17 protein-coding genes are annotated in these 22,421 nt (G+C 48.2%); 6 read left to right on the top strand and 11 right to left on the bottom strand.

What is annotated here, in order from left to right; translation table 11 throughout:
- Positions 1-26: 26 nt before the first annotated feature.
- The 7 genes from EBB54_RS03455 to EBB54_RS03425 form a co-directional block, all read right to left on the bottom strand.
- A complete protein-coding gene (locus EBB54_RS03455; RefSeq protein WP_125126366.1) occupies positions 27-1,415 on the bottom strand; it encodes a short-chain fatty acid transporter in 1,389 nt (462 codons plus the stop codon).
- 95 nt (positions 1,416-1,510) lie between these two features.
- Positions 1,511-2,713, bottom strand: coding sequence for an amidohydrolase family protein (locus tag EBB54_RS03450; RefSeq protein WP_125126365.1), 1,203 nt, complete (start codon positions 2,711-2,713; stop codon positions 1,511-1,513).
- An 11-nt stretch (positions 2,714-2,724) separates the two neighbouring features.
- On the bottom strand, positions 2,725-3,981 hold the full coding sequence (locus tag EBB54_RS03445) for a uracil-xanthine permease family protein (RefSeq protein ID WP_125126364.1): 1,257 nt from the start codon (positions 3,979-3,981) through the stop codon (positions 2,725-2,727).
- Positions 3,982-4,132: 151 nt separating this feature from the next.
- On the bottom strand, positions 4,133-4,933 hold the full coding sequence (locus tag EBB54_RS03440; RefSeq protein WP_125126363.1) for a cyclase family protein: 801 nt from the start codon (positions 4,931-4,933) through the stop codon (positions 4,133-4,135).
- A gap of 29 nt (positions 4,934-4,962) precedes the next feature.
- Complete coding sequence (locus EBB54_RS03435) at positions 4,963-6,390, bottom strand: YlbE family protein (RefSeq protein WP_125126362.1); 1,428 nt, start codon at positions 6,388-6,390, stop codon at positions 4,963-4,965.
- 12 nt (positions 6,391-6,402) lie between these two features.
- Positions 6,403-7,953 carry an acyl-CoA synthetase FdrA gene (gene fdrA, locus EBB54_RS03430; protein ID WP_243127499.1) on the bottom strand — a complete coding sequence of 517 codons (1,551 nt, stop codon included), beginning with the start codon at positions 7,951-7,953 and terminating at the stop codon, positions 6,403-6,405.
- Complete coding sequence (locus EBB54_RS03425) at positions 7,925-8,776, bottom strand: DUF2877 domain-containing protein (protein ID WP_125126361.1); 852 nt, start codon at positions 8,774-8,776, stop codon at positions 7,925-7,927. Before EBB54_RS03425 ends, fdrA begins: the two co-directional genes overlap by 29 nt.
- 254 nt (positions 8,777-9,030) lie before the next feature.
- On the opposite strand from EBB54_RS03425, the gene EBB54_RS03420 reads away from it, so the two are divergent.
- A complete protein-coding gene (locus tag EBB54_RS03420; RefSeq protein ID WP_125126360.1) occupies positions 9,031-10,641 on the top strand; it encodes a PucR family transcriptional regulator in 1,611 nt (536 codons plus the stop codon).
- A gap of 129 nt (positions 10,642-10,770) precedes the next feature.
- On the opposite strand, the gene EBB54_RS03415 is transcribed toward EBB54_RS03420, so the two are convergent.
- The gene (locus EBB54_RS03415) at positions 10,771-11,295 is read right to left on the bottom strand and encodes a nitroreductase family protein (protein ID WP_330554350.1); all 525 of its coding nucleotides are present in this window, start codon (positions 11,293-11,295) and stop codon (positions 10,771-10,773) included.
- A gap of 341 nt (positions 11,296-11,636) precedes the next feature.
- On the opposite strand from EBB54_RS03415, the gene EBB54_RS03410 reads away from it, so the two are divergent.
- The gene (locus tag EBB54_RS03410; RefSeq protein ID WP_125126359.1) at positions 11,637-12,575 is read left to right on the top strand and encodes an AEC family transporter; all 939 of its coding nucleotides are present in this window, start codon (positions 11,637-11,639) and stop codon (positions 12,573-12,575) included.
- Between the two features lie 82 nt (positions 12,576-12,657).
- Here the strand turns inward: EBB54_RS03410 and EBB54_RS03405 are convergent, their stop codons facing one another.
- The 3 genes from EBB54_RS03405 to EBB54_RS03395 all read right to left on the bottom strand — a co-directional run bounded on the left by EBB54_RS03405 (position 12,658) and on the right by EBB54_RS03395 (position 17,633).
- Entirely contained in the window at positions 12,658-14,079 is a 1,422-nt protein-coding gene (locus EBB54_RS03405; RefSeq protein WP_125126358.1) for an MFS transporter, read from the bottom strand.
- Between the two features lie 162 nt (positions 14,080-14,241).
- On the bottom strand, positions 14,242-16,650 hold the full coding sequence (locus EBB54_RS03400; protein ID WP_125126357.1) for a GH39 family glycosyl hydrolase: 2,409 nt from the start codon (positions 16,648-16,650) through the stop codon (positions 14,242-14,244).
- A 23-nt stretch (positions 16,651-16,673) separates the two neighbouring features.
- Entirely contained in the window at positions 16,674-17,633 is a 960-nt protein-coding gene (locus tag EBB54_RS03395; protein WP_125126356.1) for a sugar phosphate isomerase/epimerase family protein, read from the bottom strand.
- A gap of 294 nt (positions 17,634-17,927) precedes the next feature.
- On the opposite strand from EBB54_RS03395, the gene EBB54_RS03390 reads away from it, so the two are divergent.
- The 4 genes from EBB54_RS03390 to EBB54_RS03375 all read left to right on the top strand — a co-directional run bounded on the left by EBB54_RS03390 (position 17,928) and on the right by EBB54_RS03375 (position 22,415).
- On the top strand, positions 17,928-18,599 hold the full coding sequence (locus tag EBB54_RS03390) for a response regulator transcription factor (protein ID WP_125126355.1): 672 nt from the start codon (positions 17,928-17,930) through the stop codon (positions 18,597-18,599).
- Positions 18,596-19,609 (top strand): sensor histidine kinase, encoded by a 1,014-nt coding sequence (locus EBB54_RS03385; protein WP_125126354.1) that lies wholly within the window; start codon positions 18,596-18,598, stop codon positions 19,607-19,609. Before EBB54_RS03390 ends, EBB54_RS03385 begins: the two co-directional genes overlap by 4 nt.
- A gap of 96 nt (positions 19,610-19,705) precedes the next feature.
- Positions 19,706-20,473 carry an ABC transporter ATP-binding protein gene (locus EBB54_RS03380; protein WP_125126353.1) on the top strand — a complete coding sequence of 256 codons (768 nt, stop codon included), beginning with the start codon at positions 19,706-19,708 and terminating at the stop codon, positions 20,471-20,473.
- A complete protein-coding gene (locus EBB54_RS03375) occupies positions 20,463-22,415 on the top strand; it encodes an FtsX-like permease family protein (RefSeq protein WP_125126352.1) in 1,953 nt (650 codons plus the stop codon). Before EBB54_RS03380 ends, EBB54_RS03375 begins: the two co-directional genes overlap by 11 nt.
- Positions 22,416-22,421 lie beyond the last annotated feature (6 nt).

Here is a 22,421-nt window from a genome sequence, read left to right as displayed (position 1 = left end):
ATTTCTTTTTTTCGTCCTGTCCTGATTTACAAATACATCGGCAGGAAGCTTGCGATAATATAGACGATTCCTCCGCATATCATAATGGCAGTAGAATATCCCATGATATCCTTCGCCTTCAATCCCGTAATGCCCAACAGCGCAATTGCCCAGAACGGCTGAAACATATTCGTCCATGTATTTCCATAACCGACCATCAGACAGGTCTTGATCACATCTGCCCCCATCATTTCTGCCGACGCGATTGCAATGGGTCCCTGGACTGTCCATTGACCGCCTCCGGACGGCACAAACATATTGATGATCGCCGCTGTAAGAAATGTCCAGAGGTAAAATGTCTTCGGCGTGGAAATTGCCACAATCGCAGATGAAAGGATATTGACAAGTCCGGAATACTTAATGATCCCCTGGATTCCGGCATACAGCGGAAACTGGAAGATGATCCCCGCCGCGCCGCTGACTGCTTCGCTGACCGCGCGGACATAGTTCGCGATATTTTTATGTAAGATCATTCCGGTAAACAGGAAAATAAAATTCACAAGATTAATATCCAGCGCAGAAAATCCTTTTGTGGCAAATGCGTAAATGATATAGACCCATCCCATGATGCCTATGGAATAGGAAATGATCGGAGAATAATTCAGGATATCCCCTACCGTAGGATTTTCCGGGCGCTTCAATGCTTCAGCATCCTCTTCCTCAATGGCTTTCAGCGCATCCTCCTCCAGAGGTGAGATCCCGTCCTTTTTCGGATGCATCAGCATGGCAAAGATCGGCGGGATGATCAGCAGTGCGATCGTCACAAAGATGTTCACAAAATTCCCCATATAGTCTGACATCGGGATGATTCCCATTTCTTTCTCAAGAATATGTCCCGGAGACGCGATGGAGAGCCCAATGGACGATGAAAGCGTCCCCTGCCATGTCATCTGCCCTACATAAGCTGCCGCGACGATCAGGCCATATTCGAAAGGAATGCTTTTTCTTTTCAGATTTTTCGCGACTTCCTTCGCCAGCAGCGCCCCTACGATCAGTGAAAGTCCCCAGTGCAGATAAGATACCAGGATGACTGCCACTGCTACCAGCCAGACTGCCTGCATTCCGCTCTTTGGAATGGATGCGATTCTCTTGATTCCCTTTTTTACCGCCGGAGAATTTGCCACTGCGGATCCTGTTACCACGATCAGTGACATCTGCATCGCGAAGGCGAGCAGCTCCCAGAACCCCTTATACCAGTTCCCGATCATTTCAATCGGCCCCTGGTCGGTCAGCGCTACCCCTGCGATAAAGGCGGTCACTGTCAGCAGCACCGCAAAAATACTTGCGTCCGGCATATATTTTAAAGAAAATTTCAGAAGCACATTTCCCATTTTGGCAATGGGATTCAAATTACGTTCTGATGGATTCTTTTCCATTGTCCTCTTCCTCCTCTTGAAAATAGCGTGCCTCCTGATAAAGCTTTTTACAGGAGGCACATATTCTGACTAATCCTAGTCATCACTCTTTTTAATTATTTCTCCGTAATCTCTTCTCCATTTTTAATTACATAAACCGGAGCCCTGTGATACCATATTGCGTGATACACATCCTTTTGATCCAATACGACCAGATCCGCATTTCCTCCGACTTTCAGTTCATGGCCTTCGATGCCGAGTACTTTTGCAGCATTCACAGTAATCATATCATAGAGAAGTTCCATATCGTCAAATGTGACCATACGCAACAGGTGGCTTGCAAGGAACGCGACCTGGAGCATATTGCATTCTCCAAATGGATAGTACGCATCCTGGATATCATCCTGTCCCAGCGCAACCGGCACCCCTGCTTCAAGCAGGTCCTTCACCCTGGCGGCAAGCGGTCCGGTCTGCGGGTCAGATACAATACCTACACCAGCCTGCTTCAATAATGTCACCAGCTTGCGGAAATAATTTTCCGGATACAATTCCATCGCGCGGCAATGCTGTGCCGTCACACGCCCCTGCCATCCTATTTCAATGGATTTCTTGCAGAGCATCTCCAGCGTACGTTCTTCCGCATCCCCTACATCATCCAGAAGCATAGAAATCGGCTTATTATATTCCTTTGCATATGCACACATGGAATCTACATGATCCTGCTCATCTTCTTTCGTAAATTCAATCCACGGGATACCGCCGACTACATCAGCTCCCAGTTCTAATGCTTCCTTGATCAATTCCCTGGCACCTGGTTCACGTGCCACACCATCCTGGGGGAAGGCAACAACCTGAAGTTCTACTTTATCCTTATATTCTTCACGGGCCTTTAAAAGCGCTTTTACGCCTTCCAGCTTTGCTTTCGAATCCACATCAGCAAACGCGCGGATGTGTGTATTGCCATATTTCACAGCCAGGTTACAGGCTTTTCTTACATTTTCAATAATCCACGACTCGTCATATGCCGCTTTAAAATCCGCAGCACGCTCAATGCTTGTCATGGCGCCACCCATATTCGCGCCGTTATATTCTTTCAGCGCCTCCTGCCCCGCCATTTGCAGCGTATATACCTTGTCTAGATGAAGATGGCCGTTTACAAAAGATTCTGTTACCAGGTTTCCGGAAGCGTTAATGATCTTTGACGCTTCCTCTGTGATATTTTTTTCAATGGCCGTAATCTTTCCATCGAGAACAGCGATATCTACCAGCTCATCCCGGTTCCTTGTTTTCGCATTTTTTATCAGAATATCGTATTTCATTTCATCCTCCTTTAAGCATTTTCTTCCTGTTCTTCGAAATATTCATCGCCTGTCTTCGGCAAAATCTGATTGATTATAATTGCAATAATCGCTGAAAGCGGCATTCCTGCAATTGCAACATTTACATTGCCTATATAGAATGACAACGCCGCATTTCCAAGGCTCAAAATAGCTATAATCGCAAAAAGGATCTGATTTCTCGAGTTACTAAAATTAACCTTATGCAATGTCCTAAGGCCAGTCCCCGCGACTAATCCAAACAGTATGATGGAAACGCCGCCGATCAGAGGGCTTGGAACCGTACGAAGAAGTGCCGCAAGCTTTGGGCAAAAGGAAAGCACAATTGCAAATCCGGCCGCAAGCCGCATAACAAACGGATCAAATACCTTTGTTAATGCCAGAACTCCTGTATTTTCAGAATAAGTTGTCAATGCACATCCACCGCCTAAAGTCGATGCAAATGTCGCAAGCCCATCCGCAAACAGTGTACGGTTTACACCTGGATCCTGATAAAAGTCTTTTTGTACAACACCGCCGATCGCTGCCACATCACCAAAATGTTCCACCATCGTGGCAATACATACCGGAGTTACCATGCAAATAGCCGTAATGCTGAATTTCGGTGTTGCAAATGCTGGAATTCCTATCCATGCGGCTTCCCTGATCGGTGTCAAATCCACATTCCCGGCAGCCAGAGATACAAGATAACCCGCACATAATGCCAGTAAAACAGGTACCACTTTAATAAAACCTTTCCCATAGATGTTGCAAATAATAACGATCAATAGTCCGACTATACCGATTGCCCAGTTTTCCGAAGCCATGGAAATTGCTGTGGGTGCCAGATTCAAACCGATCACCAGAATCATGGATCCTGTAATGACTGGCGGAAAGAGTTTGCTGATGCGATCCGTGCCAAACTTCCAGACCACAAGCGACATCAGCATATAAACGACACCGGCAATCAGAATACCTCCCCTTGCGTATGCAAGGCCATCTGCCGCATACATTGCCGCAACCGTGATCACAGGCGTAATATATGCGTAGGATGATCCCAGAAATACGGGAACTTTTTTCTTAGTCATAAAGTGGAACAGCAGGGTTCCCAGTCCATTCATAAATAATACTACCGAAATATCAAGCCCTGTTGTAAGCGGAACCAGGACAGAACTGCCAAACATCGTAAATAAATGCTGGAATCCTAATAATAATTGTTTAGCGGGTGCCAATTCTCGAGCATTTTCAATAGTTCCACTATCTTTTCCCATATTTTTATTCCTTTCTTTTTATCCCATGTCCTTTTTGTTCCCACTCAGTCTTTAGTCCGGCCGAACTATTTTGCTATTATACCGCAACTTACCGGACGAAGTTTGTCCGCGCTGCAGGAATATATATTAAGGGATGCCCTTTCGATATTTTTTATACATTCTCAAATCCATCAAACGCCACGATACGGCTGATGCAGCTCTCCCCATCCTGGAACTTCCACGGGAAGCAGCCGATGATCACGCGCTTATTAGACAGCTTGTCGATCTCACCGCCGAGGCACTCCGCATGGATTGCCTCATAGGGCTGGATAAACAGCTCAAAGTGCATTGCCTGATAATGCTCCGGCCACGGATAGATCTCATTCAGAGACTTGCCGTATTTCTCGCGGAACAGCTTGTCGCACTTTTCTGCTTCCATGGGTTCCCAGTCACGGATCTTTGTATTCATCGGATGGTCTGCGGATCCGCAGTCTACGCCGACCCATTTCAGCTTCTTCTCACGTACCCAGTCAATAAATTCCAGACACGGGCCGGGATGCCTGAGCATATAACGGCGTTCATCCGCTTCCGGCTGGTCAAAGCCATACTTGTGATATCCGGTATTGATGATCAGGATATCGCCTTCTTTCACTTCTACCCGTTTCTCGATATCCTCCGGCGTATAGATTCCCCAGTCCTCCGCCTGATCACTTAAGTCCACGATCACACCGGGAGCAACCAGCTTTTCCAGCTCCAGCGCCGCAATGTCTCTTCCTGCCGTATCAAAATGACGCGGTCCGTCCAGATGAGTACCCAGATGATTGGAATGTGTCAGCAGCTGGCCGTTTGCTCCGTTGGGCGCCAGACGCTTGAAATACTTCACCTGCAGCGGCTCATAAGTCGGCCATGGCGGTGTACTTACTCCGATCGGAATACTCAGATCATACATTTTAATGTCTTCCCATTTACTCATTTTTTTGTTCCTCCTTAAAATTTTAATTTTTATTTTGACCATGCGTTTGCGCATGCTTCAAGCGCTTTTGTAAAACAAGCCTCCGGCGGGTTTACCAGTCCTGCCCCAACCTGACCGATCCCATATTCCTTATGCGCGATGCCGGTATTGATGATCGGGCGGATTCCGGATTCAATGACCTTCATGATGTCGATCCCTGTTGCGCTTCCCCTGAAATCCAATACCGGAATCTTATATGCGTTTCCTTCTCCAACGGTGATCTCATACATCTGGCTGGAATAATTGATCGCATCCTGTACCTGCCCTCCGACAAACTGAACGATAGCCGGGGACGCCGCCATACAGAAGCCGCCGATGCCCGTCGTCTCCGTGATGCAGCTGTCGCCGATGTCCGGATTTGCATCCTCTTCTGAAAATCCCGGGAAATACAGCCCCTTGATATATTCCGCAGGTGCGGTGAACCACTGGTCTGCTCCGATACCGGACACGCGGATTCCAAATTCCACGCCGTTTCTCGCCATGGTAGAAACAACAGTACTGTAAGGAATCCCCAGAGTCGGATCCATAATAGACTTGCAGGACGGCATAGACAGATTCAGGAAAGTATGGTCATTTCCATTGATAAATTCAATCGCCGCCTGCTGCTGTTCCAGCGGAAAACGCGTCTTATAAATGTCTGTCAGGATTTCCCGGATAAAAAGGGATGTCCCTGCCTTATTCCGGTTATGGCCCTCATCTCCCATCTGGAGCGCCTGGGCGATCATGACCTTCATATCGATTTCACCGTGGATCTCCAATGCCTCTTTTAATACCGGATAATATTCCTTGCGCATACGATCCAGACGGTCAAATACTTCCTGATCACATGCCCCGAAGCGAAGCACTTTTCCGAGGCCTTCATTCATCGTGCAGTACGAGTCATTTCCAAAGGTTTTGTTTACGACATGCCATACCGGCATGGAATATGTAACGATACCGGCCATCGGTCCCACCGTATGATGGTGATGACAGGAGTCAAAGGTGATCTCTCCGCTTGCCGCCACCTTTTCCGCCTCTTCCAGATTTTTTGCCAGTCCTTCATAGATCAGACCGCCCATGACCGCGCCTTTCATCGGTCCGCACATGTTTTCCCACGCGATCGGAGGTCCTGCATGCAGGATGGTCTTGGGTGTCATCCCCGGGATTGCCTCTCCCGCCGTTGACATTCCCACCAGTACCGGCTGTGCCGAAAGGATCCTGGAAAGCGCCTCTTGGTTTGCCGCTTCAATCTTTTCCGTCAGGTCTTCTTTTTTGAGGGCTTTCAGATATCCTGCGACTTTCTTATCCCCGCCTGCGATCGGTTTCCAGTCCACATGTACGGAAGAAACATTCTGCTCCTGCAGATCTCTGTAAAAGGATTCAATCCCAAAATTCACGACCGATAGTTTCTTTTCAAATAATTCATTCACTCTGCTCACGATCTTCGCCTCCTATTGCAGTTTTTTCAGAATCGTCTGAACAAATCGGGTTGCCTGTGCATTGGACGGAAGTACGATCGCCCCGGCATTGGCCAGCTGCAGCGAAGTCGCCGTCCTGCTCTGGGGATCCCCTTCCGTGCCGCAGACGGTCGCCACAACAGAAAGATATCTGCCTTCCTTTGCCGCAGTCTCTTTTGCCTTACGGACCGCGTCTGACAGCTCCTTTGCCGGATCCTCGTGAGAACCATATCCGATCACACAGTCCACAAGGATCACCGCTGTCTGCGGATCCTTCGCCTCCTCTGCGACCCTTTCCGCGCGAAGAGAGGGATCAATCATCGGATGCGGACGCCCCACGGTAAACTCATCGTCCCCAAAATCAAGGAACGTATGCTCAACAGAAGCTGAATTTCTTGCATCCTCCAGCCTGTCCTCCGGTTTCAGCGGGATATTGGACCTGATCGAGCCCAGGTCATCGATCAAAAGCTTCATGGCTTCATCGCAGATGGTTCCTCCTGTATACAGGCCGCGGACATATTTCTGTCCCTCAGCCATTTTGGAGACCTCCTCCGCAGCAAGCTCTTCCGCTTTCTCCTGTCCCATGGCGAATGTGGTGAAATCGGTGACCGTTTCTTCCTTTGCAAGCTGAACCGCCTTATGCGCCGCGTCTTCCAGGGAAACGGCCACATACAGTCCGGACTTTTTGATCTCTTCTACATTTCCACCAATGAAACATACCACAACCGGTTTCTCTGTCTTTGAGGCAATCTCGAAAATCTGTTTCTCGATCTCTGCTGCCGGCGGCTTGGAAACAAGCACGATGATCTCTGTCTTTGCGTCTTCGATCAATGCATTTAAGCACTGCTTCATCATAAGACCGCCGATCTCCGACCTCAGATCCCTTCCGCCGGTTCCCAAGAGTTGTGAGATTCCGCCGCCTAACTGGTCAATGATGCTGGATACCTCCTGGGCGCCGGTTCCGGATGCACATACAAGACCGATATTGCCGCTCTTTACCACATTTGCAAATGCAAGCGGCACATTGTTGATGATCGCAGTTCCGCAGTCCGGCCCCATGACCAGAAGCTCCTTAGATACGGCATATTCCTTCAGTTCCTTCTCTTCTTCAATGGTAACATTATCGCTGAAAAGCATCACGTTGATGTCATGCTCCAGACAGTCCCTTGCAACGTCCGCGGCATATCTTCCAGGCACGGAGATGACCGCCATGTTCAGGTCTTTCTCTACTTTCAATGCTCCTTCCAGGGTCGGCGGAACATATTCTGCCTTGCTCTTCTCCGCCTTTTTATTCAGCATCTCATCTACATTTTCAATGACCTTCTGAAAGACTTCTTCACTGTCGCAGTCCGCCGCTATGAAGAAATCATTTGCCGTAACTGCCTCAAAGCCTTCCGCATTTAATCCCAGATTTTCCGCAATCTCACGGTTGAGGTCTGTTCCCATGCCGACCAGCGCTTCGTTCACCCCGTCAAAGGCTTTCACATCCTTTGAAATGATCATCAGAGTGACCGAGTCATAATAGGCATTTTTTCTGATTTCCAACTTGATCAATTGATTCTACCTTCCTTTCCCGCGCGTCTAAAATACCGTAATACATTCCCGTCAGGAAATCACACCCGGAGCTGCTTCCAAAATCCGCAACCTTTCTAATAAAGCTCTCTGTTTTCTTCCTGTCTTTTGTTTTGAATCCAAGAAACAACTCCAGAATGTCCTCTGAAAAACGGCCTTTTTCCGCATGTTTTAACAATGAAGCACTAATATCATTTGTTTTTGCCGCTGCCGTGTCGGCGATTACCTTTCTGATTCCGGCGTACGCTTCTGTCCGTGGCATGACAGAAATGTAACCGCAGAGAAAATCATCCGATGAGGGGGTCAGTCCCGGACCGCATCCGGCGGTCTGGTTCACAGCATTTAAAATATTTTCATGGTCCCGAGTTTTGACTGCTGCCCTGAACCTCTGTATCCGTGGTTCCAGATACCCTGTGAATCTGTCATTCACATTTCCCTCAATGATTCCATGAATCCCTTTTTCATCCTGCTTTTTTAAAAAAGCCCGGATCCAGCCTGCGCATTCAGGCTCTAAGGGACGTTTCAGATTCAGTTTCAGATCTTTGACTTCAAAGCCTGTGAACTGAAAGATCTCCTCTGCCCCGTCGGACAGGCCGCTCAGAGATAGATACAGCGGCCGCCCTGTGGGTATCCGGCATTCCTGAAAGTCGATCGGCTGCTCAAATCGCAGGGACATCGGCTGCAGACATTTTCCACCCGCAAGAAACGTGATCAGTTCCTGATCCCGCCGGGCATTCCATGTACTGTGAAAGCAGGAATGCATTTTTACTTCTATGGTGTTTTTCTGCAATTCCATATATAACTCCTGATCGATTTGAAGCAACGTGCAAAAAACCTCCTTTTTGTTTGTGGATTTTTTATAAATCCTTGTTTTTTATTTTTAATGTTCCTTGTTATGTTTTATATTATAATTAGATTTTTTCTCATTTTCTATGTTGACACTCCACAATAAAATCGCTATACTTTTGTTGTGATATTTATATATTTTGAAATGGCCGAATGGACATAACGGGATGCCCTTAGGCATAATCAAACAGGAGGCTGAATTTTATGCAAACGACTTTTGAAATTTCTTATTATCCGACCGTAGGAGAAATCCTCGAGCTTCCTGTTTTTTCCACAAGCAGGCTGCTTGCCGGAGGAAAGGGACTTGATCACCCCATTCTGGGGCTGAACTTAAGCGATAACCCTGATTACGCCTCCTGGATCTCCAAGGGCGAGCTGATGATATCCACCTGCTACTCCATCTGCAAGGATCCCCAGGCCATGCACGATTATATCCCGACCCTTGCCGAAAAAGGACTTGCGGGTTTTTGTATCAAGCCAACCAAATATTTAAACGGAAAGATCCCTGATGAAATGATAAAACAGGCGGATCAGTACGGCTTTCCTTTGATCGAGCTGCCGCCCGATATCCAGTTTTCCAATATCAACAGCATCTTATCTGAAGAATTGACGAGGCGGCGCACCACGCTCCTGCAGAACACCATTGCCGTAAACCAGATGCTGATCCGGACCATCACGGAAGGCGCCGACCTAAATATGATCGCAAAGATGATCTCCGACTTAAGCTCCGGCAGCATTTTGATCGTTGACAGCATCAATAACCTGCACAGCTTGTCTCTGAGAGAAAGCGACGAGAAGGAATTTGCCGGTTTTTCCGAAACCCAGAAGATCAGCATCGTGACAAAAAACTCCCAGGCTTATGAGTTAAAATTGGGTGAGGGCTCGTACGGGTATCTCTACATCTATCACCCGACCCAGAACCCGCCCCTTGCCCCTGAACTGCTCTCCCAGATTTCCTCCACAATCCCGCTGGAGATTACCCGGGAACAAAGTGTACGTGAGCACGGGGATACCCTGTTTGCCAGCTTTTTGTCCCATCTCTTATCGGATCCGATCACGGACGACCATTGGGAGCAGTCCCGGGCAAATGATTTTAAGCTAAACCTGTCCGACAATCATCTGATCTTTCATCTGAAGATCGACCGGCTGAAAGAATCCGTCAATCAATACCGGGATTCCTTTCAGCACACGCTGCTTGTCGGAAATATTCGATCCACCTTTACAAAGCTCGGGATCGATATCCGGATCGTCCGGACAGCCGAAGATGATCTGATCCTGCTGAACACTCCGGAGGAGCATCTGGATTTTCAGCAGCTGATCCATCATCTTCCGGCCCTGCTGAGTTCCTTTTCCAATGAATATCCGGATCTGAAGCTCACCTGCGGCTGCGGCCGGCCTCACTTCGGGATCAACGGCATCATCCAGACGGACACGGAGGCAAAGCTTGCGTTAAAATCCGCTATTTCTACCGGACAGCAGTTTCTCCGCTTTGACGAGCTGGGGCTTTTGCGCCTGCTGCACTCCGGGAATCCGGACGCGGAAAGCAATCAGTTCATCTATGAGCTCCTGGACCCGCTGATCAAAAATGACCTGCAGAAGCATACCAGCCTGATGCTGACTTTGGATTATTATTTTGAATACTTTGGAAATATTAAACGGATTTCCGAAGAGATGTTCACGCATTATAATACGATTTCTTACCGTATCAAAAATATCCAGGAACTGACCGGGCTGGATCTGCATAACCGTGAGGATCATTTTTTGCTTGAGACGGCTCTTTATCTGTACAAATTTAAAAATAAGCTTGCGTTCTGATTCATGGCGGCGCAATGTGGCCGGTTCACAAAGTACCATTTCTCTGTACAGGAAAAAGCACAGCAATCCCGGCTGTGCTTTTTCCAATAAGAAGGGGCTAAAATTTGGCAGTAACATATTGGTTTATCATCATATTTTTATAATGTAGTCTTCTTTTCGAGGCGCAGCCTCCGGCTCTTCACCTGCATGATAGCCCAGCGCGGCCGCGCCGACGCCCCGCAGCGAGTCCGGCAGCCCCCATTTTTTCAAAAGCGCCTTGCCTTCCTCGGAATCGAACATTTCTTTTTCCCTGGCAACCCACACACTGTCCACACCGCATGCCTTTGCCGCCAGCATGATATAATTCAGCACTCCGGAACCGTCCTCAACATAGCTTCCCCGGGTTCCGTCCGCCAATACGATCACGATCACGGGCGCTCCGTAAAAGGGATCCGTATCGCCTCCCATCACCTTTGCATTCAGCCTGGAAATCAGATCTCTTGTCTCCCGGTCCTTTACGGCAACGATCACCGGGGACTGCTTTCCGCCGCCGGTCGGCGCGTAGGTTGCGGTTTCCAGGATCGTGTCCAGCACTTCATCAGATACCGCTTCATCCGTATAAGATCTGACAGACCTTCTTTGTTTCATCAATTCAATGATTTCCATCATAGACATTGTCTTTATCCTCCTTTTCATTGCCTGACTGCCAGCTTTGACATTTTTTATTTTATCACTTTATGAAAATAAATGTCCCCAAAGAGGATCTGCCGGCATTGTAACTGTTTCACAACCACAAGGGTTACTGTTCATACCTTTTGGGTGCTCCAGTAACAGTATCCCACAAGGGGCCTGTTCTTTTTTTGTGAGATTTCTATATAGAAATCTCCGGTCGAATCCTTTATACTGAATCCTGTCACTTATACAATCCCGCCAATCTGCCCGGCATCTACGCAGATATGCGCCGATTCTGTACAGAACAGCAGCAATCCCACATTTGATTACCGGAGGTATTTCCCATGAACAGCTTTATGTTGGCTCTTTCCGTTGTTCTCCCTCTTGTCGTATATATGACGGTCGGAGGACTGATACGCAGATTTTCCATCTTTTCAAAAGAAAATTTTAAAACCTTGAACGGTCTGATTTTTAAAATATTTATCCCTCTGACCCTTTTTATGAATGTCTATCGCGCAGACCTGGGAGACGCTCTGAAACCGGACGTATTTCTTCTTGTATTGGTTCAGGTGATCCTTCTCTACTTTGCCGCTTTATACTTTGTACCAAAGGTGATAAAAGAGAAAAAAGATTCCCTGACGGTGATCCAGGGAATTTTCAGAAGCAACTTTGTCCTGTTCGGAACGACGATTGCCGGTTCCCTGTGCGGAAATGAAGGGATGGCACTGGTATCTGCGCTCTCTGCGGTAGTCGTCCCGCTCTTTAATATCCTGGCAGTGATCCTGTTTGAAACAAACCACGGCGTGTCTGTGTCTGTTTCGGATCTTCTCCGGAATATCGCAAAGAATCCGCTGGTAGAAGCCGGAATCGCAGGCGCCGTATTCAACCTTCTGCATATCCGGATTCCTGAGTTTTTAATGGGGCCGCTCCTGAACCTGTCCGATATCTCCACTCCGCTGGCACTGGTCACCCTGGGCGGGATCCTTTCCCTGGGCAGTATGGTACGGCATCGGAAATACCTGGTAATGGCGGCGGCTGTCCATCTGGTCATTGCCCCCTTCCTCATGATTTCCGCAGGGATACTTCTCGGCTACAGAGGGGATGTCCTCGTTATACTCCTCGCGGTTTTCGCGTCTCCCGCGGCAGTCGCTTCCGCTCCCATGGCGCAGACCATGGGCGGAAATGGGGAGCTGGCAGGCGAGATCGTTGCTACGACCTCCGTATTATGCGTGTTTACATTATTTTTCTTTGTATTTGGGATGTCGCGCGTGGGGCTGATCTGATAAAAAGAAGGGCCGCCCATCGGCCGCCCTTCCTTTTCAGCATCCCACACATAAAGAGAGATACATTCTTTTATTCTATATCTTATTTCAATTCCCCGGACGCCACTTTCCTTGCGATCTCCGCCTCATTCGCTTTCGCCTTTTCCCTCGTCATTCCCACACACAGGAAGAGGACCGCTCCGAGTACAAACAACGCTGCCGGCGCAAAGTTGATCACCATATCCATCCTCGTCAGCACTTCCGCAGAGAGATTCTCCGCATTTGCCACATACCCCACTGCGCTCAGCGCCAGGATTCCGATAGAACCGCCGATGGCATTTCCAAGCTTGGTGGAGAAGGAAACGCAGGACGCGATCACGCCGTCGGAACGCACGCCTGTCCTCAGCCAGTTGTCGTCAATGATCTCCGCGCTCAGCGTAAAGCAGGAAATGGAGATCAGGTTAGTCACGCCATACAGGAACCCGGAAGGAACGATCATGCCCACCAGATTGTTCTCGCCGATGATGAAGAAGAATACACAGCACAGGGCCTGTAAGATACAGCCCGCCGCGCCTACATATTTTTTGCTGAACCGGTTCAGCAGAAACGGAGCATAAAAGTTCACCACCAGCATCCCCGCCGACATGGCCGTTGCGAACCCTGCGATGAGCACCGGATTGCCCATGATATAGATGAAATAGTACGCCATGATACCGATTCGTCCAAACAGTCCCGTCAAAAATGTAAGCATGGCCAGCATCAAAAATACCGCGTTCCGGTCTTTAAACGTATATTTGAAGGAGTTTACCAGGTTTTTCATGGTATCTCCAACGCTTTCCTTTTTGCCGCTGCTTCCCAGAATTTCCTTTGTAGATGCAAAGCACACCCAGAAGCAGGGAATACACACAATGGAAAATACCAGCGCCGCCATGAAGTATCCCTTCTCGGAAGAAGCAGAACCGCCTCCGAAATAGAGGATCATCGGCATGGTTACCGCACTGATGACCATCTGGATCAGGCCGGAGCCGACGCCCTTATATGCATTCAATGCCACACGCTCTTCGTTCAGCGCCGTCATACAGTTTGCAACGCACTGTGTGGAAATATTGACCGCCGTGTAAGCCATCCCGCAGCCGATATATGTAAATCCGCACCAGATTGCTTTCCAACTGCTAGGGACATCCAGATTCAAAAATGTGAGGCAGTTAAACAATGCCAGTATCGGCGCGCCCCAGAGGATGTACGGACGGAAACGTCCCCATTTCGTGTGTGTATTCTCCGCGATGGCGCCGAACATCGGGTCATTGACGGCGTCCCAGATCCGCGCGATCAGCATGATCGCCGAGATAACCACCGGGGTAAGCCCCACCACATCCGTATAAAATACGGTCAGATAAGAACTGATCAGTGTCCAGGAACATTGAGAGCCGATCTCGCCAAAGCTGTAGCCAATCTTCGTGAGAACAGAAAGCTTTTTGTTTGCGTCTTCGTTTGCCTGTACGGCTGCATTTGTGTTTTCACTCATTTTTCTTTTCCTCTCTTTTCTTTCTTGATGAGAACATCTTATCAGCAAATGCCTTTATACGCCTATTCTATTACTTCCTGTTTTCTGACTCTAATGACCAAAATCTTATGTGGATTCTCTTTTCCTATATCCCATGTGCAAAATATATAGCGGGATTTTGACCTACACCAGCAGCCGTATCCTCACAAACGCGATCTCATTGGGCTGCATCTGCACCTGAAGGCTTAAAACCCCTTCGCTGGATTCGCATTTCTGGATCGTCAGCTTGGGCTCGCAGACCCTGCGGAAATACTTGATATCATTCCTGGACAGTTCCTTTTCATAATCCATCTCCTGCCAAATATTCAGCGCGCTCCCGTTCTGTTCGTTGATCCGGTACGTCTTCACCTGGTAACCCCCGTCCGTCACATCCGTCAGGGTCAGGCACAATTCCAGCCCGTTCCGATCCTCAAAATATTTCCAGAGATGTTCCTTCTCGATCTCGTCCTCCTTGGTAAAATAATAATTATATCCCAGCTTCCGCTGGTTGTGGCAGATGATCCCGTAGGAATCATGCTGGTCGGTGGAGATCAGGTAATTCTCCCCTCTGCCGATATAATAAGGATAAAGCCGTTTCAAAAATTCAAAGGCAAATCCGGTGGGTTTGAGAATCCCGTCCTTCGACATCACCCCGGTCCCCCCGTGGAGCAGCCGGTTGGAATCATAGTATTCCGAGACCCGGTCGCTCCCTAGGAAAAACGCCATATCCGCGGCCTCGCCGTAAATATCCAGTATATTTTTGATCACATAGGCACCCTTAAAGCAGGTGTCGTTGATAAAGCTGCGGGCGGAAGCCGTCAGATTCCATTCCGTGATATAGAGCTTGACCTCCCGAAGCCCGGTCCTTTCGATGAGTCCCTTTTCATATAAAATACGGTGCTTCATGCATTCATTGTCCGTACTGCGTTTCGCATACCGATCCTTTTCAATTTCCCCGCGCTCATAGGAAAAGTAGCAGATGGACAGAAAGTCCGGCTTCACATCCTGGGCGCCCCAGCCCTCCAGAAACGCGATGCGCCAGCTTTCCCGGAAATCCAGCCTGAGCCCGCAGCCGCCCACCTCCAGCTTGTCGCTGTAATGCTTCACGATCCTGCTGGTTCTGCCGAACAGCTCGTAATATTCATTTACCGCATTCTCCTGCTCCCACCTGCTCTCATGGAACCACACCTCCATACGCCAGCTGTCCAGTTCGCTTCTGCCGTAGCGGTGCACCAGATGCCGCATCAATGCATGCAGTACCCGCTCCCATTTTTCCGGCTCCGCATATCCTGTGTCTTCCTCTTCCTGAAACAGCGTCTGCACATTTCTCATAAATCTGACCGGCTTCATTCCCAGTTCGATATGCGGTTTGAGCCCGTACTGCAGCAGAAAGTCCAGGATGGAATCCAACCTTGTAAAATTATAGCTGCCGTCCAGGACATCCAGGTCGATGAGCATTTCCTTTGCGAAAATATTCCAGAACCGAACATAGGTAAACCCCAGCGCTTCTTTGAGCAGCATCACGTGCTCCTGCACCTCGGACCGCAGCAGCGACGCTGCCGACCCGATATTCATGGTACGGCCCCAGCCGTCCCACAGCTTTTCACTCTTCTGCACGGAAAAGGTGTCCTTCCGAACGCCGATCTCGGCACCCTCCTCCTGAACGGAATTGGTCACATGAAGGTAGTGCTCCAGCCGTTCCTCCACAGCCGCGTCTGTTTCCCGGAACTCCTCCTCCCGCTTCTGCTCCCTGGAACGTTTCCGCAGCGAAGAGGGCGTTTCCCCATAAGCCTTTTTAAACGCCTTGTTGAAGATGGCCACATTTGCAAAACCGTTGTCATAGGCGATCCGGGTGATCGGCGTGCTGGTATACAGAAGTTCATCCACCGCATGGTACAGCCGGATATTGGTCAGGTATTCCGCAAAGCTCATGCCGTAGTTCCGTTTGAAAAAACGGGAGAGATAGCCGTTGGAAAGGTAAAGCTTGTCGGCCAGGTCCTTCAGGCTGATGGGCTGGTTATAATTTGCCCGGATATAATTGTTGATCTGGGAAATCCGCTCCTCGAACTTTTCCTTTTCATCCATGTTTTCCTTGTCCGCGGCCTGCACCAGAAAGTACATGGACAAAATGTCAAGAACCCGGTAGCACAGCCCGATATGCCCGAAGTTGGCCGAATTTCCCCGTGTTTCCAGATAATGGTTCAATAGGGTTTTCAGCGTATCCCGAAGCTGGTTGTACCGCTCGCTCTGCCCTCTCGTGGAATCGCACCAGAAAATCACATCCATGCTTTGGAACACGTCGCTGACCATCTGGTATAGGATGGAAAAGCGTACATACAAAATATCCCCGGAGCCTTTCAGACAATGCCGTTTATTCGCGTTCACCACCAGCACGTCCTCCGGCTCCATATGGGTGACCTGCTCCCCGATCGTCACATCCATAGTCCCTTCCAGAACATACAGCAGTTCAATATCCTGATGAAAATGCTCCTGCTCATCCGCTGCATTCAAGACGGAAATTTTCATTTTGTCTCTTCTTATATTATCTTCCATTAGACCTACTCCTGCTGCGGCTGTTAAGAAATCTGCGTCCTGTAATGCTCCAAATCAGCTTTCAGGTCATTCAGCCGGTTTCCCGAGACAGAATATTCCCGCTCCACGATGTAAGCCCGGCACCCGTTTTTGTCCGCCGTCTCTTTCAGCGCTTTCCAGTCCACCAGCCCTTCTCCGGCGCGGCAGTTAATCCGCTTCAGATCTTCCATGGTCTTTTTCAAATCTTCCGGGAAAATCGGCGCGCCGTTCTCATCCCTGGGCAGCATGCTGAAATCCATGGGCGGCTGGGGTCCTACCACCCGGCTGCTCTCCTTGATATGGATCAGCTTCACCCGGCCGCTGTACTGCTCCACAAACGCGATCGGATCAAATCCGGCCGCCGCGCACCAGCCCGCGTCCAGCTCGAAGCTCACATATTCCGGATCTGTTTCCTGCATCAGAACGTCGATCACCCTATTGGTTCTCCTTGAGCCGTCCAGTGCCGTTTCTGCCGCATGCCGGTTCTCCGGCTGTACGCTGACGCACGCCTCTCCTGCAGCCTGCTTCTCCTCCGCTGCTCCCGTGGCGCCAGGCACACTCCCGATCCGGCTGCAGTCCGCAAATTCCTGAGTATGATTATGGTAGGTGAGCATCAGCCCCTTTTCGGCGCAGGCTTTTCCGATCCGGTTCAGGGTTTTGGCAAAGCTGTGGACAGACTCCTCGTCCTTTAGAACCTCCATCCCGATTCCGATAAACTGCATCCCCAGCGTATTTGCAAAGGGGATCAATCCCTCCACCATCTCTGTCTTCGGCGCATGGAGAGAAACCGGCTGCAAATTCAGTTCGTCCAGCAGCGCTTTCAATTCCTCCGCCGGGATCTCAAAATCCGGCCCGAACAGCTCCACCCCGTCATATCCCATCTCCGCCGCGCGCCGGAAGTTCTCCCGGCTGTCATTCATCATCCCATCCATAAAGGAATACATCTGCAAATTTATTTTTCCCATCTTTTTGACCCTCCTGCTGTTATTATATCTTCTTTTTTACGTTTCTGCAGTCTAATACGGCCGCTATCCTGAAAGCGGCAGCCTGCAATACACCCAGTTTTATTCTACAGAATCCAAAGGGGTTTTCCTATCCGATTTTGAGCCAAAATCATCCGGCTTTTTGCCCATTTTTTTACCTTCCGGCCAAAGAGAGCAAAATATACACATGTTTTTTTGTCCTCTCCGCTTTTCTTTTCGCTCACATGCGTCGAGTGATAGATAGAACTATAATGTAAGTTAGGAGGTGCAGTACAAATGAACCGGTACAAAATCATGGTAATTGAAGACGATCCTGTGATACAAGGAGAATTGCGGGCCTTGTTGGAAGGGAATGGATATGTAACCACAGGAGCAGAAGACTTTTCTTCCGTGATAGAGACTGTCAAAAAGGAAAAACCGCACCTGATTTTGCTGGATATTAAGCTGCCTGGAGAAAGCGGATTTACCCTGTGTTCGAAAATTCGTATATTCTCAGATGCTCCCATCATTTTTGTGACAGGCTGCAGTACAGATATGGATGAACTGAACAGCATTATGCTGGGCGGGGATGCCTTTATTACGAAGCCATATAATTCGGCAATTTTACTTGCAAAGACGGCCTCTTTGTTAAGACGCGCATATCCGGCACAGCAGGCGGGACAGATGGCTTATGGCGGTGCGGTTCTGCATTTGGAGGCCAGCGTTTTGGAATATGAGGGACGGCGGGCTGACCTGACAAGGAACGAACAGAAAATTTTATATTTCCTGTTCAAAAATGCCGGAAACATCTGTTCCCGCCCGGATATAACAGAATTTTTGTGGGACAACCAATTATATGTGGACGACAATGCCCTGAGTGTAAATATAAACCGTATTCGAGAAAAACTGGCCGCCATCGGTTTGAAAAATTTTATCAGAACGAAACATCGGCAGGGGTACACACTATGAATAAAAAATTATACTGGAAAAACAGGCAGGCATTCCTGCTTACAAATTTCGTGTGTATGCTTGCCCTTACTCTTTTTCTTATGATATGCGGCAATACGGTTTCAAGTATTGCGCTGATTTTAATTCTTTGGGGATTCATTTTAGCAATCGGTATGGGAAGTACCTATTGGAAACGCAAGCGGCAAATGCAGGTGCTGCTGACGATGGCGGATCAATTATCGGAACGCTATCTGATCTCTGAAATAATGGAACCACCGGAAAGGGCTGAAGACCAGGTGTATTACCGGCTTATAAAAATGGCTGGAAAATCCATGCTGGAACAGACCGGTATCGTCCGCCGGGAAAGAATAGAGTATAAAGAGTATATTGAGCAGTGGATCCATGAGATAAAAACGCCGATTACGGCCATGAAACTGCTTTGTGAAAATCATCGTTCCGAATTCACAAAAGAATTTTTAACGGAATTGGAAAAGACAAATCATTTCACGGAGCAGGCCCTCTATTATGCCCGCAGTGACTATGCAGAAAAAGATTACTCTGTGCGGGAGATCTGCCTGTCTGATGTTATCCATCAGTCCATAGCAGATAACAAGTATCTTCTGCTGCGGAACAAAGTGAAGGTTAAAATATCAAATGCAGACCATACCGTATTTTCAGATGACAAATGGGTTCGTTTTATTTTGAACCAGCTTATCGTGAATGCAGTAAAGTATCGGACAGAACAGCCTGAGTTGGATTTTCATGTCCGGCGGCAGGGAGATCAGGTTATGCTTGATGTGGCAGATAACGGCATTGGCATTCCGGCCTGTGATCTTCCCCGTATTTTCGAAAAAGGGTTCACAGGACAGAATGGGCGTACCACGCAAAATTCAACCGGCATCGGATTATATCTTTGCAAAAGGCTTTGCGATAAAATAGGGATTGGCATTTCCGCAGACTCGCGTAAAGCCGGAACATCTCTTTGCCTGACCTTCCGGATCAATCATTTTGTTCATGAAGTGCAGAACTGATCTAGTCTACTTCTTACAATTTTGTTAGAACTTTGTAAGAAAACCTGATACAAACAGAAGCCGGTTTCATTTACAATGGGAGTGGAGGTGAACACAATGAATGAAATTTTGAAACTGGACCATATCCAGAAATACTATGGAAACCAGGGCAATCTCACCAAAGCGATCCACGACATCAGCTTTTCTGTAAACGAGGGTGAGTTTGTCGCCATCATGGGGGCATCCGGTTCCGGCAAGACAACGCTTCTGAACTGTATCTCCACGATTGATACGGTCAGCGCCGGCCATATCTGCCTGGACGGGACGGATGTCACGGAAATCCGGGATCAGGCGCTGGCCCGGTTCCGCCGGGAAAATCTCGGCTTTGTCTTTCAGGACTTCAACCTTCTGGACACGCTGACTGTTTCTGAAAATATTGCGCTGGCCCTGACCATCAATCACACGCCTGCAGAACAGGTTGACGCAAAGGTGCTGGAGATGGCGCAGACCCTCAGCATCACGGATATTCTGGACAAATATCCCTATCAGGTGTCCGGCGGCCAAAAACAGCGCTGCGCCTGCGCCAGGGCGATCATCAACAAACCGAAGCTGCTCCTGGCTGATGAACCCACCGGTTCCCTGGACAGCCATTCAGCTCAAATGCTGCTCCGTACCATGCAGAGCATCAATGAACAGTCAGGGGCCACGATCCTGATGGTGACGCATGATGCTTTTTCCGCCAGCTATGCGGGCCGTATCCTGTTTCTTCGGGATGGGAGGATTTTTACCGAGATTTTGAAAGGCTCGGATTCCCGCAAAGCATTTTTTGAAAAGATTATAGATGTTCTCACCATGATGGGAGGAGGGGCCGGCGATGTATCTTAAATTAGCTTTGCAAAATGTCAAACGCTCTGCCAAAGATTACGTGATTTATTTCATAACGCTCGTTCTTATAGTGATGTTGATGTATTCCTTTTTGGCATTGGGATTTTCAACTGATATTACTTCCATGTCCGAAAATATGTCGATCCTGACAACCGGAATTACAGCACTCTCCGTTGTTGCTACACTGATTTCCTCTTTTATTGTCAGCTATGCCGTCCGATTCATACTTGGACAGCGCAAGAAAGAATTTGCCGCCTATGAATTACTCGGCATGGAAATTGGTTCTATCCAGAAATTATTTTTGATCGAGAATACGGTTATAGGAACGGCGGCTTTTCTGTCCGGCATTTCTCTGGGGACGGGACTTGCCGGAATACTGACACAGCTTGTAAAAAATATATTTGATGTGCCGCATTCCTATCATGCTTCTTTTTCGAAACGGGCTCTGGTACTCACCATTTTATTTTTCATATTGATGTACGGAACCGGGATGGTTCGTGCCGTCCATATAATCCGGCGTGAAAAAATTGTGGATTTGCTTTATGACAGCCGCAAAAATGAAGTCATTTCTAAGCAGAAACGTAGTTCCCTGCAGCTCGTACTTGTCATTTGCTCTGTAGCGGCGGTTATTACAGGAATGGTTTTGATCCGGAAAGGTTTATCTATTCAGACAAATACAGCATGGGTCTATCTGATTGGATCGACCGCATTGCTTCTGGCGGGTGTATATGAGATTTACCGCTGCTTCCCTGTCATGTTGATTACTTTTGCAAAGCGCAAAAAGAGGATTCTATATTCCAAGTGCAATTTATTTTACTTCGGGCAGATTGGACATCGTATTCAATCCTGCGGACGCGTGATGGCAATTACAGCCATTTTATTTACACTTTCCCTTGCAGCCATGTTTATAGGGCTGGTCATGGGTGCTGGCTATAAAGCAAATATGAAAGCCTCTTATCCCTATGACACCGGCGTTGCGATTGATGCGCCTTTAACCAGAAACAGCTTTGACGGTCTGATTTCCTTTGTGGATGAGAAGTGCCCCGTCCAGAAAGAGATGATTTATTATCTCTATGATGCAAATGGCTATTCTGCTGACGCGCTTGCCCTGTCCGACTACAATACACTTCGCTCCATACTTGGATTCAAAAAAACAGAATTGCCGGATGATCAATACCTGGTTCATTGTGACACATGGACTTATACAGAGGATATTAAAGCAGCCCTGAAAACCCGGCCGAAGATCACACTTGCAGGTGTAACTCTCGAAAATCCGCAGGGCAGAATTTATGAAGAAGCGATGGAACAATATCGAATGGCCGGAACAAACGGATATGTCCTTGTAGTTCCGGATCACGTTGCGCAAAAGCTTCCGGCGAACAAAATACGGCTTGTTATGCAATTAGAAAACGGCGGTATTCCGGAACTACGCTCTGAAATCCGTGGGTATCTTCATTCGGAACAATGGCACCCAGAGCTTCAGGCCGGTACCATATGGCCGGATCATGTTACCATGGGTGTAACGGTACAGGCATGGGGCATAAGTAATTCCCTTACTGGTTTTACTTCCATTTCGTTCTGCGGCCTTTATCTGAGTATTATATTTATCCTGCTTTCCTGCACGGTACTGGCTTTTGAGCAGCTATCCGCTCTTGATCATAATCGGCGGAGCTATCAGAACCTGGACAGGATCGGCGTCTCAGAAGAAATGCAAAGAAAACTCATTCATCGTGAATTATCTACCTTTTTCTTTATTCCGCTGATCCTGCCGGCAGTTGTTATATTCGTTCTGATGGCTGGAGCCCAAGCTCTGTATGGGGTTTATATTTTGCAAAAAGGCATCATTCCTTTATATGGTTTCATTACGATTTCGGTTTTTGCAATGATTTATTTTGTATACTATGCGGCTGCCTATTCTCTGTTCAAAAGAAATATCTTGTAAAATCAG

It is taken from the genome of Schaedlerella arabinosiphila, from assembly GCF_003885045.1.
Taxonomy (GTDB): Bacteria; Bacillota; Clostridia; order Lachnospirales; family Lachnospiraceae; genus Schaedlerella; species Schaedlerella arabinosiphila.
This window is presented reverse-complemented; position numbering and strand designations above follow the sequence as displayed.

Bases quoted from the DNA above. Each gene is read 5' to 3' on its own strand.
- EBB54_RS03455 (WP_125126366.1), bottom strand. From the start codon at position 1,415: ATGGAAAAGAATCCATCAGAACGTAATTTGAATCCCATTGCCAAAATG.
- EBB54_RS03450 (WP_125126365.1), bottom strand. From the start codon at position 2,713: ATGAAATACGATATTCTGATAAAAAATGCGAAAACAAGGAACCGGGAT.
- EBB54_RS03445 (WP_125126364.1), bottom strand. From the start codon at position 3,981: ATGGGAAAAGATAGTGGAACTATTGAAAATGCTCGAGAATTGGCACCC.
- EBB54_RS03440 (WP_125126363.1), bottom strand. From the start codon at position 4,933: ATGAGTAAATGGGAAGACATTAAAATGTATGATCTGAGTATTCCGATC.
- EBB54_RS03425 (WP_125126361.1), bottom strand. From the start codon at position 8,776: ATGGAATTGCAGAAAAACACCATAGAAGTAAAAATGCATTCCTGCTTT.
- EBB54_RS03420 (WP_125126360.1), top strand. From the start codon at position 9,031: ATGCAAACGACTTTTGAAATTTCTTATTATCCGACCGTAGGAGAAATC.
- EBB54_RS03415 (WP_330554350.1), bottom strand. From the start codon at position 11,295: ATGTCTATGATGGAAATCATTGAATTGATGAAACAAAGAAGGTCTGTC.
- EBB54_RS03410 (WP_125126359.1), top strand. From the start codon at position 11,637: ATGAACAGCTTTATGTTGGCTCTTTCCGTTGTTCTCCCTCTTGTCGTA.
- EBB54_RS03405 (WP_125126358.1), bottom strand. From the start codon at position 14,079: ATGAGTGAAAACACAAATGCAGCCGTACAGGCAAACGAAGACGCAAAC.
- EBB54_RS03400 (WP_125126357.1), bottom strand. From the start codon at position 16,650: ATGGAAGATAATATAAGAAGAGACAAAATGAAAATTTCCGTCTTGAAT.
- EBB54_RS03395 (WP_125126356.1), bottom strand. From the start codon at position 17,633: ATGGGAAAAATAAATTTGCAGATGTATTCCTTTATGGATGGGATGATG.
- EBB54_RS03390 (WP_125126355.1), top strand. From the start codon at position 17,928: ATGAACCGGTACAAAATCATGGTAATTGAAGACGATCCTGTGATACAA.
- EBB54_RS03385 (WP_125126354.1), top strand. From the start codon at position 18,596: ATGAATAAAAAATTATACTGGAAAAACAGGCAGGCATTCCTGCTTACA.
- EBB54_RS03380 (WP_125126353.1), top strand. From the start codon at position 19,706: ATGAATGAAATTTTGAAACTGGACCATATCCAGAAATACTATGGAAAC.
- EBB54_RS03375 (WP_125126352.1), top strand. From the start codon at position 20,463: ATGTATCTTAAATTAGCTTTGCAAAATGTCAAACGCTCTGCCAAAGAT.